Source organism: Nonomuraea sp. NPDC049637, assembly GCF_040675235.1.
Taxonomy (GTDB): Bacteria; Actinomycetota; Actinomycetes; order Streptosporangiales; family Streptosporangiaceae; genus Nonomuraea.
Genome location: NZ_JBFAOM010000003.1, coordinates 1 through 13,228, shown reverse-complemented (window position 1 = coordinate 13,228; position 13,228 = coordinate 1). Strand labels below are relative to the sequence as shown.

Genomic DNA, 13,228 nt, shown 5'->3' with positions numbered 1-13,228 from the left:
TTTCTACCAAAAACCCGCATCTCCGGGCTAGACCCTATTTATCGGGAAATAAAAAAACACCGGCTTCATGGAGAAGCCGGTGCCGCCCGATCCGGGCCCGTCAACCGATGGTCGCCGGGGTTCCGGATCGTCAGTTCGCGCAGTCCTGCTTGTCGAGGGCCAGGCCCATCTCGTAGATCTTGCCGTTGCGGAGCAGGAAGTAGTAGTGCGCCTTGGCGTTGCCCGGCGCGGCGACGTACGGGAAGCCGCTCGCGGCCGTCCGCAGCTTGGTCGCGTAGGCGCGCTTGAGCTGGACGTTGGTCGAGCCGATGCCGATGCCCTGCGGCGTCTTGACGCCCTTCGGGGCGAAGATGATCGCCACGCCCTGCTTCTTGGAGATGAAGAGGCCGACCGTGTCGCGGCCCGTCCTGTGGGCCTTGAGGTCCCAGCCGGAGCAGGAGGGGGAGTCGAGGCCGGACTTGTGGACGATCTTCCCGGTGGCCTGGGCGGCCTTGGCGCTCATGCCCAGCGTGACCCCGCCGTACCCCTGGGGGCCGAAGGCGGGGGCGGCCAGCGCGGGGGAGGCGGTCCCGGCCAGCGCGACGCCCGCCGCGAGGGCCGCCGTGAGGGTCGCCGCCGCGATGATGTGCTTCGTCGTCATGCAGGGTTTGACTGCGCGCCCGGCGCACAAGTTCGCCCGGTTCGCGGGCGGCTCCGGGCTGACGTGTCCGTTACGCGGTTGAGGGATGGTCTTGTCCCGGGCCCGGGTACTGGTGCCGGTGATCACAGCCCAGGAGGCACCAGAGATGACGGATGTTCCTATCGTTGTCGGCATAAATCGTACTCAGGATGGTTCTGTTGCTGTCGCTGTGGGCGAGTCGGGCATGTACAGCCTGCAGAAGGAGCGCATCACCCGGCGCAGGCACCACTGGGGCCGGCTGGGCGACCTGCCGGACGTGTACCTGCCCGAGATGCCGCTGCTCAAGGAGCCCGTGGACCTCGTGGTCGAGGGATACGCCGCCGACACCGAGATCGAGCACAAGGACGCCTACGAGGAGGAGCTGCGCGAGACGCTGAGCCTCAAGGAGAACGCCCGGCTCGTCCTGGTCTCCCACCATCTCAGCCACCTCTACAGCGCGTTCCCGCCCTCGCCGTTCGACCGGGCGGCGGGCCTGGTGATCGGCGCGCAGGGCAGCCGGGTCAGGGACCTCACCGAGCCGGCCCCGCTGCCGAAGGGCACCCGCGACGACATGCTGGAGGTCGCCTCGTTCTACCGCTGCGAGCGCGGCGGCCCGGTCGAGTGCCTGGCCAAACAGCTCTGGGACGGCGACTGGGCCCGGCCGGCCGGCCTCGGCTGCTTCTACACCTTGCTGACCAGGCTGCTGTGGCCCGAGGGCGAGGGCAACGAGGCCAAGGTCATGGGCCTGGCCCCCTTCGGCGACGCCTACGTGTACGGCCTGCCCGACCTCGACGTGCGCGGCCACGAGGTGTTCATCCCCGAGGAGTGGATCGAGACCTTCGCCCAGCGGGACGCCTACGTCTACGAGCCCGGCGGCGAGCGCTTCTCCCGGGCGGCGGACCTGGCCGCGGCCGGCCAGCGGGTCTTCGAGAACGCCCTCGCCCAGGTGGTCGCCTGGCTGCACGGGCAGACCGGCCTGGACCGGCTGGTCTACGCCGGCGGCGCCGCGCTCAACGCCACGGCCAACGGCCGGATCGTCCGCGAGTCGCCGTTCCGCGAGGTGTTCATCCCGCCGAGCCCGCACGACGGCGGCACCGCCGTGGGCTGCGCCCTGTACGGGCTCATCGAATGCCTCGGCGTCGAGAGCCGCTTCCGCTGGACCGACGACTTCCTCGGCCCCGACCCGGACGAGACCGAGATCGCCGCCGCGGTGCGGAGCCTGCCGGACGGCCTGGTGGCCGAACAGCCGGCGGACCTCGTCGGCGCGACGGTGTCGCTGCTGGAGAGCGGCCGGGTCGTGGGCCTGCACCAGGGCCGCAGCGAGTCGGGCCCGAACGCGCTCGGCAACCGCAGCGTGCTCGCCGACCCGGCCAGGCCGGATATGCAGGACTACGTCAACTTCGAGGTCAAGGGCCGCGAGTGGTTCCGCCCGCTGGCCGCGCTGGTGCTGGCCGAGCACGCCGAGCGCCTGTTCGGCGTCGACCGCCCGGCCCCGTTCCTGCAGTGCGTCGTGGACGTGCGCCCCGAGCACCGCGCGAGCCTGGCGGGCGTGACCCACGTGGACGGCACGGCGCGGATCCAGACCGTGGAGGAGCGGGCCACCCCGTTCCTGCACGCCCTGCTGACCGGGTGGCACGCGGCCACGGGCTCCCCGGTGCTGGTCAACGCCTCGCTCAACGGCCCCGGCGAGCCGCTGACCGAGACGCCGGAGCAGTCGATCGACACCCTGCTCTCGACGAGCCTGCACGCCCTGGTCATGCCGCCGTACCTGATCCGCAAGCGCGAGGAGCCGCCGGTGCCCGGCCTGAACTGGGACCGCGACTAGCATGCGCGTTCACCCAGCCGTCCCCGTGGTGCTGACCGTCCTGGCCACGCTGTCGGCGGCCTGCGGCGGCGGCCCCGTGCGCACCACCCAGGGGGTGGTCGTGACGTCCGCCTCGCCGTCGCAGAGCACGCGGAACGCGCTGGCCGGGAAGGTCGTCGTGCTCGACCCCGGGCACAACGGCGGCAACGCCTCCCATCCCAAGGAGATCAGCCGCCCGGTCGACATCATCACCGGGCGCAAACCCTGCAACACCACCGGCACCCAGACCGCCGCGGGCTACAGCGAGCACGCCTTCACCTGGGACGTCGCGAACCGCCTGAAGCCGCTGCTCGAGGACATGGGCGCCAAGGTGGTGCTGACCAGGCCGGACGACACCGGCGTCGGCCCCTGCATCAACGAGCGGGCGGCCATCGGCAACAAGGCGCGGGCGGACGCCGTCCTGTCCATCCACGCCGACGGCGCGCCGCCGGCGGGCCACGGCTTCCACGTGATCCTGCCGGGCCTGGTGCCCGGGCACAACGACGCGATCATCCAGCCGTCCAGAAGGCTCGGCGTGGCCGTCCGGAACGCCTTCCGCGACGGCACCGGCATGCCGTACGCCACCTACGTCGGCGAGCAGGGCCTGCAGACCCGCACCGACCTGGGCGGGCTCAACCTGTCCACCCGCCCGGCGGTGTTCATCGAGTGCGGCAACATGGCCAATCCGGGCGACGCCGCCAAGATGTCCGACGGCGAGTTCCGCGGGGAGATGGCCGGCTCCCTGGCCGCCGGGCTCAAGCAGTTCCTGACCGGCTAGGCCCCGTAGGCGCGGAGGAAGACCTCGACCGCGGCGTCGGCGAGCCGGTCGAGCTCGGCCTCGGTGTGGTGCTCGCCGCCGCCCGCGAACATGACCTTGTTCACCGGGATCCACAGCAGCAGGCCGACGAAGTGCTCGGCGGCCAGCCGCGGGTCGTCCATGGGACGCAGGCCGTGCCCGGCCAGCCGGCCGAAGGCCGTGGACATGCTCTCCAGCGAACGTTCGAAGCCCTGCTCGTACCAGGTGCGGCCGAGGTCGGGGAAGCGGTCGGCCTCGGCGATGATCAGCCGCCGCAGCCGCAGCACGTCGGGTTGCATGATCGAGGCCAGGAACTCGTGGGCCAGCTTGCGCAGCCCCTTGTCCAGGTCGTCGTCGCCCGCCAGCGACTCGGTGATCAGCTTGGCCAGGCCCTCGATCTGCGCCGTGGTGTCGAGGATGATCGTGGTGAAGAGCTGTTCCTTGTCGCTGAAGTGCTTGTAGACGGTCTGTTTCGAGACCGCGGCGATCGAGGCCACCTCGTCCATGCTCGCGCCCACGTAGCCGTTGCGCAGGAACACCGCGCGCGCGGCGTCCAGGATCTGCCTGCGCTTGCGGGCCGTCCGGCCCTCCTCGTCGGTCAACGTCACGCCACCTTTTCGATCATGAGTTCGCATAGTACTGGACAGTTCCGTACCGATGTGAGTACTGTACCGTCCAGTTCCCGAAACGAACAGGAGTGACGACCTCATGAGCGACCTTCAGCAGCAGGTGCAGCAGACCGCCGACAAGCTGGTCGAGTCAGGCGCCGAGCGCGGGTTGCAGGTGGCCGTCTACCGCGACGGCGTGCAGATCGTGGACGTGGTGGCGGGCGTGGCCGACCCGGAGACCGGCCGTCCGGTCACCTCCGACACCCCGTTCTACAACTTCTCCATCGGCAAGGGCGCGACCTCGACGGTCGCCCACATGCTGGCCGAGCGCGGCCTGTACGACTACGACACCCCGGTCGCCGACCTGTGGCCGGAGTTCGCCAGGAACGGCAAGGGCGGCGTGACCGTCCGCCACGTGCTGACCCACACGGCCGGCGTGCCCGGCGTGCCGCTCGACACCACGCCTGAGGACGTCTGCGACTGGGACAAGATGGTCGCCGCCCTGGAGAACGCCGAGCTGTGGTGGGAGCCGGGCACGAAGATGGGCTACCACGCCTACACCTTCGGCTTCCTCGTCGGCGAGATCGTCCGCAGGGTCACCGGCAAGCGCATCTCGCAGGTGCTGCTGGAGGAGGTCTCCGGCCCGCTGGGCGTGGCCCGCGAGCTCTACTTCGGCATGCCGCCGGCCGAGCAGCACCGCCTGGCCCGGCTGGAGGACGAGCCGATGGACCCGTCGGCGTTCGGGGACCTGCCGGCCGACCTGCCGATGTTCAAGGCCGGGCCGATGGAGCTGATGCCCAATGCCGCCCTCGGCAGCAGGCCCGACTACCTGACCGCCGACATCCCGGCCGGCGGCAAGACCTCGGCCAGGGCCATCGCGCGCATGTACGCCGCCCTGCTCGGCGAGGTGGACGGCGTGCGGCTGATCTCGCCGGAGCGGCTGCGCGAGGCGACCACGGTGGCCTACAGCGGCCCGGACGAGGTCTTCGGCATGCCCTCGACGTGGGGGCTCGGCTTCACCATCGGGCTTCCCGGCGGCTCGCCGCAGGAGAGCGCGACGGCGTTCGGCATCGGCGGGGCGGGCGGCAGCTACGCGTGGGCCGACACCGCGACCGGCACCGCCGTCGCCCTCACCAAGAACCGCCTCACCAACGACTTCGCCGCCGTCGGCGAACTGGCCGCCCTGGTCGCCCGGTCCTGAGGGCGCGGGGGGCTCACCGCCTCCGCGGCGGCTCAGCCGTCGCGGCACAGGGGCCGGCCGCCGACCACGCAGGCGATGCCGTCGAGGTCGCAGCTCAGCAGGGTGCCGTCCATGCCGAGCACGAGCACGAGATCGCTCCTCGACCGGTGGGCCAGCATGATCCGGCCGACGACACCGTTGTCCAAGACCACGGTCGGGCGGCTCGCAGCGCTGTCCATGTCCTGGCGACTCCTCTCGGGTTCACAACAGGCCACGCGCCGGACCCGTCCCCACCAGGATGCACAGCCTCCGCCTCCGGCGCATCGGTCATCCGGCTCTACTTTCGTACGGATCCTGCGTTGTCGCCCTCCCGCCATGCTCGCGGGAGGCGTGGTGCGAGACTGGCAGCGGCAGGCGACGTGCGAAGGAGGCCGGCGTGCGGACGTGGTTGACCGAGCGGTTCGGGCTGACGGTGCCCCTGGTGGGCGCGCCCATGGCCGGAGTGGGCGCGGGCCGGCTGGCCGCCGCCGTCTCCGCGGCCGGCGCGCTCGGCGTGATCGGGGTGTCCTCCGCCGCCCCCGCCTCCTGGATCGAGGCCGAGGCCGCCGTCGCCGCCGGGAGCGGGCGGCCGTACGGGATCGGGCTCATGGCCTGGGCGCTGCCCGGCAACCCGGCCCAGTTCGAGGCCGTGCTCGCGGCCCGGCCGCGGCTGGTCTCGGTGAGCTTCGGGCCGTACGAGCGGTACGTGGAGGAGCTGCGGCAGGCCGGCATCACGGTCGTCACGCAGGCGGGCACCACCGACGAGGCCCGCGCCGCCGAGCAGGCCGGCGTCGACGCGGTCGTGGCGCGCGGGGCCGAGGCGGGCGGTCACGGCCGGGCCGACGTCGGCACGCTGCCGCTGCTCCAGAGCGTGCTCGACGCCGTCCGCGTCCCGGTGCTGGCTGCGGGCGGCATCGCCACCGCGCGCGGGCTGGCCGCCGTGCTGGCGGCCGGGGCCGCGGGCGCGTGGGCCGGCACGGCGTTCATGGGCTGCGCGGAGACGGCCCTGCCGGAGACGGCGGCGGCCCGCGTGCTGGCCGCCGCCGAGACCGACACCGCCTACGGCCGCGTCTTCGATGTGGCCCAGCGCCTCGACTGGCCGGCCGAGTACGGCGGCCGGGCCCTGCGCAACCCGTTCTTCGACCGCTGGGCCGGGCACGAGGAGGAGCTGGCGGCCGACGAGGAGGCCGCGGCGCGGATCGCCGCCGCCCGCCGCGACGGCGACTTCGACACCGCCTGCGTCTACGCGGGCCAGGCCGTCGGGATGGTGCGCGAACGGCGCACGGCCGCCGACGTGGTGGCCGGCTTCGCCGAGGCGGACGCGCTGCTGCGCCGCTTCGCCCCGCCCGGTGGATGACGCCCACCCTGGCCTGATGCATCCTCTTGTGTCATGACAAATCAGACGCTCCCCCCAGCGCCCCCGGCGCCCTCCGTCGCCACGGCACCGGGGACCGCGTCCGCCAGGGGCAGCGTGCTGGAGGTGATGGAGAAGATCGGCACGGTCGTCGTGCCGATCGCCGTCGCCGTCTACGCCCTGCTCTACCTGGGCTTCGAGAGCGTCTACGACACCTTCGGCATCACCCCCGAGCAGGCCGGGCTCACCCAGGCGAGCATCTTCGGCCACCTGGTGGCGACGCTGGTGCTGCTCTTCCTGACCCTGCTGCCGCTGCTCGGCCTGGTCGTGGGCGCCTGGTGGCTGCTCGACCGGATCACCCGCGGCGCCGCCGGACGCGTCCTCGACCGGGGGCGGGAACAGCCGTGGCTGGCCGCCGCGGTGGGCGCGGCGCTGTCGGGCGTCGCGTACTGGGGGCTGCTCGGCATCCTCGACGTCGCCGGCACGCCGGTGCTGATCACGGTCGTGGTGGTGGGGCTGTTCTGCCTGCTGGTGCCGTACCGGTTGTTGCGGGCGCGGCCGACCGGGCGGGCCGCGATGCGGGTGCTGACGGGCGCGCTGGTGGGGGTGGGCCTGGGGTTCGTGCTCGTCGGCTGGATGACCCAGGGGGCCGAGGCGGTGCACGACCGCGGCGAGGCCAACCTCGTGCTCCAGCTCACCGGCTTCTCCAACCAGTGGGCCGAGGTGCGCGACGACTCCGGCAAGCTCCTGTCGAAGGGGCAGCGCTGGCTGGTGCTCGGCCAGGACTCCGGCGCGTACGTGTTCTACGACTGCGCCACGGCCGGCACGATCCGCCGTCCGATCGACGCGACGGTGCTGAGCAGGATCGAGCTCGACCCCGAGTTCGACGCCCCCCGCCCCTGCGGCTATGCGGCCAAATAGAACACGTTCCGGTAAGTTACCGATTAGTATGGCCACCGAACAGTGGCAGGCGAGGAAATGGGTCACCATGTCTGAGCTAGAACGTGTTCCGCCCGGAGTCGATCCGAACGTGCCGAGCTCCGCCCGGGTGTACGACTACCTGCTCGGCGGCAAGGACAACGTCGCCGTCGATCGCGCGGTCGCCGAGAGGCTGCTGGCCGTCGCGCCCGACGCCCGAGCCGTCGCCAGGGCCAACCGCCGCTTCCAGATCGAGGCCGTGCGGCACGTCGCCCGCCAGGGCGTGCGCCAGTTCATCGACCTCGGCACCGGCATCCCCACCTCGCCCAGCATCCACGAGACCGTCCGCGAGGTGAGCCCGGCCTGCCGGGTGGTCTACGTGGACCACGACCCGATGGTCCGCCTGCACGCCCAGGTGATGCTCGCCGACCAGCCCGGCGTCGCCGGCATCCAGGGCGACCTGCGCAGGCCCGCCGACATACTCGCCGACCCGCACGTCACCGGCCTCATCGACTTCGACCAGCCGGTCTGCGTGCTCATGGCCGGCGTGCTGCACTTCGTCATGGACGACGAGGACCCGCCCGGCATCGTGGCCGCCTTCAGGAAGCCCATGGCGCCCGGCAGCCATCTGGTGCTCTCCCACGCGATGGCCGAGAGCTCTCCCGAGGCCGTCGCCCAGCTCCGCCTGGCCACCGCCGGCTCGCCCGCCCAGGGCGCGTTCCGCAGCCACGCCGAGGTGCTGCGGCTGTTCGACGGGTTCGAGCTGATCGGGCCCGGCCTGGTGCCCGTCCAGGACTGGCGGCTCACCGACGACGACCACCTCCCGCTGCTGGACGGCACGCCCCGGCTCCGGCTCGACGCGGGCGTGGGCCGGGTGCCCGTTCAGTAGTCCTTCAGCGCGATGTTGGTGGCGAACTTGTCGGTCACCTTCATCATCAGGCCGAGCAGGAAGCCGAACTTGAAGGTCCAGTTCCGCATCCGGATCCCGGCGGGGGAGCCGGGCGCCAGGAACGTGCCCGCGTTGTTGCCGCTCCTGGTGACCTTGGAGTAGCGGCGCATCTGGCGCTCGTACTCGGCGAAGGCCACGCGGTGGTCGCCGCCCGCCGCGGCCAGTTCCTCGGCCAGCACGTACGCCCCCACCAGCGCCAGCCCGCTGCCGAACCCGCCCAGCGTGCTGCCGTACGCCGCGTCGCCCAGCAGCGCCACCCGGCCGGCGACGTACCGGTCGATGTTCACCCTGCTGATCGAGTCGAGGTAGACGTCCTTGGAGCCGCGCACCGCGTCGAGGACCTGCGGGGTGCGCCAGCCCATGCCGGCGTAGGCCCGCTCCAGGATCGCCTTCTGCTGCTCGACGTCGTAGCGGTCGTAGTCGAGCCGCTCGGAGGCGAAGACGAAGAACGCCGGCGCCTTCGGCCCGCCGACCGCGACCATCCTGCCGGGCTCGTTGTACATCTGGCCGTGCGGGCCGAAGTCGGTGTCCAGCTCCACCAGCGCGTAGTAGTGGCCGAGGAAGTCCACGCACTCGGACTCGGGGCCGAAGGCCAGCCTGCGGACGTTGGAGTGGATGCCGTCCGCGCCCACGACCAGGTCGAACGTGCGGGGGGCCGAGCGTTCGAAGGTGACGTGCACGCCGCCCGGGGCCTCGGTGAGCGAGGTGATGGAGTCGCCGAAGACGTACTCGCAGGTGGCGGCGGTGCGCTCGTACAGCAGGCGGGCCAGGTCGCCGCGGCGGATCTCGAGGTCGCCGCCGGTGAACTCGCCGGGCATGACCCCGAGCGTGCGGCCGTCGGCGTCCACGAAGTGCTGGTCGGTGCCGCCGGTCTGGAGGCGGCGCACGTCGTCCAGGATGCCCATGCGGGTCAGGACGGTGTGGTGGGTCTCGCCCTTGAAGTCCACCGCCTGGCCGCCCTCGCGCAGGGCCGGCGCCTTCTCCACGACGGTGACGTTGCAGCCGCGGCGGGCCAGGCAGTGGGCCAGCGCGGGGCCGCCGATGCTGGCGCCGGAGATGAGTACGCGGGTGTTCTGCAGGTTGTCTCTCATGCCGGCAAGCCTCGCCGGGAGCGCTGACAACCCGGCGACGACCGGCTGACAGTCCCCGGCGCGGGCGTCCCCGACTGTCAGGGGCCGGGGCCGGGCTGTCAGGTGAGGATCGTGGAGCGGGCCTCGTCCCTGGTCATCGCGGCGCCGCGGGCGTACAGGGCGGCGAAGCGCTCCGGGCCGAGCGCGGCCGTGGCGGCGGCGGCCGTCGCGGCGACGTCGTGATCGCCGGTGACCGCCGTCCCGCGCAACGCGACGCCCACGCCGAGCAGCAGCGCCGCCCGTTCCGGCGGGTCGTCGAGCAGGGCGGCCCCGGCCAGGCCCTCGACGGCGTCGGCCAGGTCACTGTCGATCGGCGAGCGCAGCGCGACGGCCACCGCCTCCCGGTGCCGGGCCACGGCCTCGGCCGCCTCGCCCCTGGCCTGGGCCAGCCGGGCCAGCGCCGTGAGCACCTGCGGATCCGTGCTGCCGGCCAGCGGGGAGCCCGGAGCGGTGGCGGCCAGCGCGTCCCGCAGCCGTTCGGCGGCCTCGCCGAGATCCCCCTCGATCCTGGCCAGGTCGCCCAGCCTCACGTGCACGGCCGCCGTCAGCTCGGGCCGCCCCAGCTCGCGGGCCAGCTCGCGGGCGCGCAGGCAGTCGGCCCTCGCCGCGGCCAGGTCGCCCGCGCGCAGCCGGGCGTCGGCTCGCCGGCACAGCACGTCCACCAGCTCGTCCAGCGCGCCGAGCTCGTCGAGCAGGTCGAGCGCCTGCGCCCACAGCTCCGTCGCCCGCGCCCACTCGCCGCGCCAGCCCGCGATGACCGCCAGCCAGTCGAGCCCCTGCGCCTTCCCCCAGCGCTCGCCCAGCGCGCCGAACTCCGCCAGCACGATCTCCAGCTCCCGCTCGGCCGCCACGATGCCGCCGTTCAGCAGCATGAGCAGCGCTTCGCCGAGCCGGCCGAGTGCCCGGCTCCACGGGTCGCCGTCGAGCTCGCGCTGCCGCGGCCGTTCCACGTCGCGCTCGGGCGGCCCCGCGGTCATGCCCCACAACGCGGCGGCGAACGGGTGCCGTACCGGCCGGTCCGGGTCCGACGTGAGCTCGGCGGCCCGCCTCCAGTGCGGCGACCCGGTGCCGGGGGCGGCGTGCAGGACGGCGAGCACGTACTCGTCGGTCAGGCCCGCCGGCGGTTCGGCGCCGAGCACGTCGAGCAGCCGCCGGGCGGGCTGGACGGCCTGGCCGCGCCGCCCGCTCAGGTACCAGTACATGGCCAGGGCGGCGATCAGCCGCAGCGCGGCCGGCGGGTCGTGCTCGACGCTCCAGCGCAGCGCGGCCTGGAGATCGGCGTCGTCGGCCCCCAGGAGGGCCAGCCATTCGAGCTGCTCGGCACGGTAGAGGTGGGGTTCGGCGCGCTGGGCGTGCTCCAGGTGCCAGGCGGCGTGCGCGGCGCGCATCCGCTGCTCCTCACCCGCCTCGGCCAGCCGCTCGGCGCAGAACAGCCGGACGGTGTCGAGCATGCGGTAGCGGTCGCCGGCGGTCTCCACCAGCGACTTGTCCACCAGATCGGCCAGCAGCACGGCGCTGTCCTCGCCGCACACCCGCTCGACCGCCGCCAGCCGGGCCCCGCCGGAGAACACCGAGAACCGCCTGGCCAGCACCTGCTCGTCGGCGTCCAGCAGGTCCCAGCTCCACTCCACCACCGCGTGCAGCGTCCGGTGCCGGGCGGCGGCCGTGCGGTCGCCGCGCGAGAGCAGCCGGAACCGGCCGTGCTCGGCCAGCCGCGCGGCGATCTCCGCCACGGGGAACGTGCGCACCCGGGCCGCGGCCAGCTCGATGGCCAGCGGCAGGCCGTCCAGCGCCGCGCAGATGCTCAGCGTCGCGTCGAGGTCCAGCTCCAGCCCGGGCCGTACGGCGGCGGCCCGGTCGGCGAACAGCCTGACCGCCGGGTAGGCGAGCGCGTCCCCGGCGGGCGTGCCCGGGGGCGGGGTGGCCAGCGGCGGGAGCGGCACCAGGTGCTCGCCGGTGATGCCCAGCGGCTCCCTGCTGGTGGCCAGGACGCGCACGCCGGGACAGCCGGCCAGCAGGCGGCGGGCCAGCGTGGCGGCCTCGGCGACGACGTGCTCGCAGTTGTCCAGGATGAGCAGCAGGTCCTGCTCGGCGAGGGCGGCGACCAGGCGTTCGGCGGGATCGGCCGGGCCGGCGACGCCCGGGCTGAGCGCCGACTCGCGCAACCCGAGCGCGTTCAGCACCAGCAGCGGCACCTGCCCCTCCCCGGCCGCGGGCGACAGGTCGGCGAAGCACGCCTGCCGCTCCCGGTCGCGGGTGGCGGCCTCGACGGCCAGGCGGGTCTTGCCGGTGCCGCCGGGGCCGGTGATCGTGACCAGCCGCGCCCCGCGCAGCGCGGCCAGGCGGGCCAGCTCCTCCTCGCGGCCGACGAACGTGGTGAGCTGCGGCGGCGGCGCCGACCGCGTGGCGTGTGCGCGCCGCTGCTCGCCGCGCAGGATCGCCAGGTGCAGCGCCGCCAGCTCGGGCGAGGGGTCGGCGCCCAGCTCGTCGGCGAGCAGCCGCCGCGCCTCGTCGTAGACGGCCAGGGCCTCGGCCTGCCGTCCGGCCGCGTGCAGGGCGCGCATCAGCAGGGCGCGCGGGCGTTCCCGCAGCGGGTGGGCGGAGACCAGCTCGCGCAGCCCCGCCGCGGGCTCGGCCTCGGGCAGGTGCAGGTCGGCCTCGTACAGGTCCTCCAGGGCCGCCAGGCGCAGCTCCTCCAGCCGGTCGGCCTGCCCTGGCGCGTACGCGGCCTCGCGCACGTCCGCGAGCGCCGGGCCGCGCCACAGGTCCAGGCACTCCCTGAGGACGGCCGCCGCGGCCGCGTGCCGGCCCCCCGCGAGCAGCCGCCGGCCCTCGCGGGCCAGCCGCTCGAAGCGGTGGGCGTCGACGTCCTCGGGCGGGACCGCCAGCCGGTAGCCGGCGCCGTGGAACTCGATCAGGTCGGCGGGCAGGTTGCGGCGCAGCCGGGAGATCTGCGCCTGTACGGCGTTGGCCGCGCCGGCCGGCGGGCTCTCGCCGTACTGGGCGTCGATGAGCCGGTCCACGCCGACCGTACGACCGGCCTCCAGCAGCAGCAGGACGAGCAGGGCACGCGGCCGGGGGCCGCCCACGGCGATCGGGTCGCCGCCGGCCGATCGCACCTCCAACGGGCCCAGGATGCCGAACTGCACGTGCCCGATTGTCCAGCATCGCGGCTGTTATCCGCACGTGGATGGGTGTGACCAGCGGTAACAGAAATGTCGGTATGCCTACCGATGAACATACGTATTTTCGCGCCATCAACAAGCGCTTAGCGTCTGGCGGCAACAAGGCGAAACGGTCCGCTTGCTGTATCCGTCACCCTTTATCACCCCCCACATCCCCTCACGCCCCGCGACCCAGGACACCCCTGACCGCTCGGCGGCCCGCGCGCGCCCAAAGGCGGCAACGGCCGGAGGGAGCCCGCCGAAAGGAGCACCACAGCGTGAAACGCAAAGCCTTACTCGCGGCGGTCGCCGGCCTGGCCACGGCCGCGACCATGACGCTTCAGGCGTCACCCGCGAGCGCCGCCCCTCCCGGAGCCACCCCCGCCCAGCAAGGCTCCAGCAGCACCCGAGCGGCGGCAGACCCCGCCTCGCTCGCCGCGGCGGTCGCCGACAAGGCCGTCTCCAGCCAGCTCGACAACCTCAGCAGAGGCCCCGACGAGGCCTACAGCCGCCGCAGTGTCACTCCCGGCGCCGGTGACATGTTCTACGTCGCCTACGACCGCACCTACAAGGGCCTGCCCGTGATCGG

Annotated in this window: 11 protein-coding genes and 1 pseudogene; 7 read left to right on the top strand and 5 right to left on the bottom strand. The window is 73.4% G+C overall.

All coding sequences use genetic code 11. From position 1 onward, the window contains the following. Nucleotides 1-130: 130 nt before the first annotated feature. Nucleotides 131-640, bottom strand: a complete 510-nt coding sequence (locus tag AB0J71_RS04810) for a hypothetical protein (RefSeq protein WP_352320628.1) — start codon at nt 638-640, stop codon at nt 131-133. Between the two features lie 223 nt (nt 641-863). Here AB0J71_RS04810 and AB0J71_RS04805 point away from each other — a divergent pair, with 223 nt between their 5' ends. After that, nucleotides 864-2,483, top strand: a complete 1,620-nt coding sequence (locus tag AB0J71_RS04805) for a carbamoyltransferase C-terminal domain-containing protein (RefSeq protein WP_352320626.1) — start codon at nt 864-866, stop codon at nt 2,481-2,483. A gap of 1 nt (nt 2,484) precedes the next feature. Further along, the gene (locus tag AB0J71_RS04800) at nt 2,485-3,279 is read left to right on the top strand and encodes an N-acetylmuramoyl-L-alanine amidase (RefSeq protein WP_352320624.1); all 795 of its coding nucleotides are present in this window, start codon (nt 2,485-2,487) and stop codon (nt 3,277-3,279) included. On the opposite strand, the gene AB0J71_RS04795 is transcribed toward AB0J71_RS04800, so the two are convergent. Further along, on the bottom strand, nt 3,276-3,905 hold the full coding sequence (locus AB0J71_RS04795) for a TetR/AcrR family transcriptional regulator (RefSeq protein ID WP_364412773.1): 630 nt from the start codon (nt 3,903-3,905) through the stop codon (nt 3,276-3,278). The two genes, AB0J71_RS04800 and AB0J71_RS04795, sit on opposite strands and share 4 nt — an antisense overlap. A 100-nt stretch (nt 3,906-4,005) precedes the next feature. Between AB0J71_RS04795 and AB0J71_RS04790 the strand changes: the two genes are divergently transcribed. Next, entirely contained in the window at nt 4,006-5,106 is a 1,101-nt protein-coding gene (locus AB0J71_RS04790) for a serine hydrolase domain-containing protein (protein WP_364412770.1), read from the top strand. A 32-nt stretch (nt 5,107-5,138) separates the two neighbouring features. On the opposite strand, the gene AB0J71_RS04785 is transcribed toward AB0J71_RS04790, so the two are convergent. Continuing rightward, complete coding sequence (locus AB0J71_RS04785; RefSeq protein ID WP_352320620.1) at nt 5,139-5,324, bottom strand: hypothetical protein; 186 nt, start codon at nt 5,322-5,324, stop codon at nt 5,139-5,141. 197 nt (nt 5,325-5,521) lie between these two features. On the opposite strand from AB0J71_RS04785, the gene AB0J71_RS04780 reads away from it, so the two are divergent. From AB0J71_RS04780 to AB0J71_RS04770, 3 genes are all read left to right on the top strand, one after another. Continuing rightward, complete coding sequence (locus tag AB0J71_RS04780) at nt 5,522-6,481, top strand: nitronate monooxygenase (protein ID WP_364412767.1); 960 nt, start codon at nt 5,522-5,524, stop codon at nt 6,479-6,481. Nucleotides 6,482-6,514: 33 nt separating this feature from the next. Further along, entirely contained in the window at nt 6,515-7,399 is an 885-nt protein-coding gene (locus AB0J71_RS04775) for a hypothetical protein (RefSeq protein ID WP_364412764.1), read from the top strand. A 67-nt stretch (nt 7,400-7,466) separates the two neighbouring features. After that, nucleotides 7,467-8,285, top strand: a complete 819-nt coding sequence (locus tag AB0J71_RS04770; RefSeq protein WP_352320612.1) for an SAM-dependent methyltransferase — start codon at nt 7,467-7,469, stop codon at nt 8,283-8,285. Here AB0J71_RS04770 and AB0J71_RS04765 read toward each other — a convergent pair. Beyond that, complete coding sequence (locus AB0J71_RS04765; protein WP_364412761.1) at nt 8,279-9,436, bottom strand: FAD-dependent monooxygenase; 1,158 nt, start codon at nt 9,434-9,436, stop codon at nt 8,279-8,281. The two genes, AB0J71_RS04770 and AB0J71_RS04765, sit on opposite strands and share 7 nt — an antisense overlap. 98 nt (nt 9,437-9,534) lie before the next feature. Next, nucleotides 9,535-12,624, bottom strand: a complete 3,090-nt coding sequence (locus tag AB0J71_RS04760; RefSeq protein WP_352320609.1) for a BTAD domain-containing putative transcriptional regulator — start codon at nt 12,622-12,624, stop codon at nt 9,535-9,537. A gap of 293 nt (nt 12,625-12,917) precedes the next feature. On the opposite strand from AB0J71_RS04760, the pseudogene AB0J71_RS04755 reads away from it, so the two are divergent. Further along, nucleotides 12,918-13,228 (top strand): annotated as a pseudogene (locus AB0J71_RS04755) (hypothetical protein); the annotation flags it as partial.

Bases quoted from the DNA above. Each gene is read 5' to 3' on its own strand.
- AB0J71_RS04810 (WP_352320628.1), bottom strand. From the start codon at position 640: ATGACGACGAAGCACATCATCGCGGCGGCGACCCTCACGGCGGCCCTC.
- AB0J71_RS04805 (WP_352320626.1), top strand. From the start codon at position 864: ATGTACAGCCTGCAGAAGGAGCGCATCACCCGGCGCAGGCACCACTGG.
- AB0J71_RS04800 (WP_352320624.1), top strand. From the start codon at position 2,485: ATGCGCGTTCACCCAGCCGTCCCCGTGGTGCTGACCGTCCTGGCCACG.
- AB0J71_RS04790 (WP_364412770.1), top strand. From the start codon at position 4,006: ATGAGCGACCTTCAGCAGCAGGTGCAGCAGACCGCCGACAAGCTGGTC.
- AB0J71_RS04785 (WP_352320620.1), bottom strand. From the start codon at position 5,324: ATGGACAGCGCTGCGAGCCGCCCGACCGTGGTCTTGGACAACGGTGTC.
- AB0J71_RS04775 (WP_364412764.1), top strand. From the start codon at position 6,515: ATGACAAATCAGACGCTCCCCCCAGCGCCCCCGGCGCCCTCCGTCGCC.
- AB0J71_RS04770 (WP_352320612.1), top strand. From the start codon at position 7,467: ATGTCTGAGCTAGAACGTGTTCCGCCCGGAGTCGATCCGAACGTGCCG.
- AB0J71_RS04765 (WP_364412761.1), bottom strand. From the start codon at position 9,436: ATGAGAGACAACCTGCAGAACACCCGCGTACTCATCTCCGGCGCCAGC.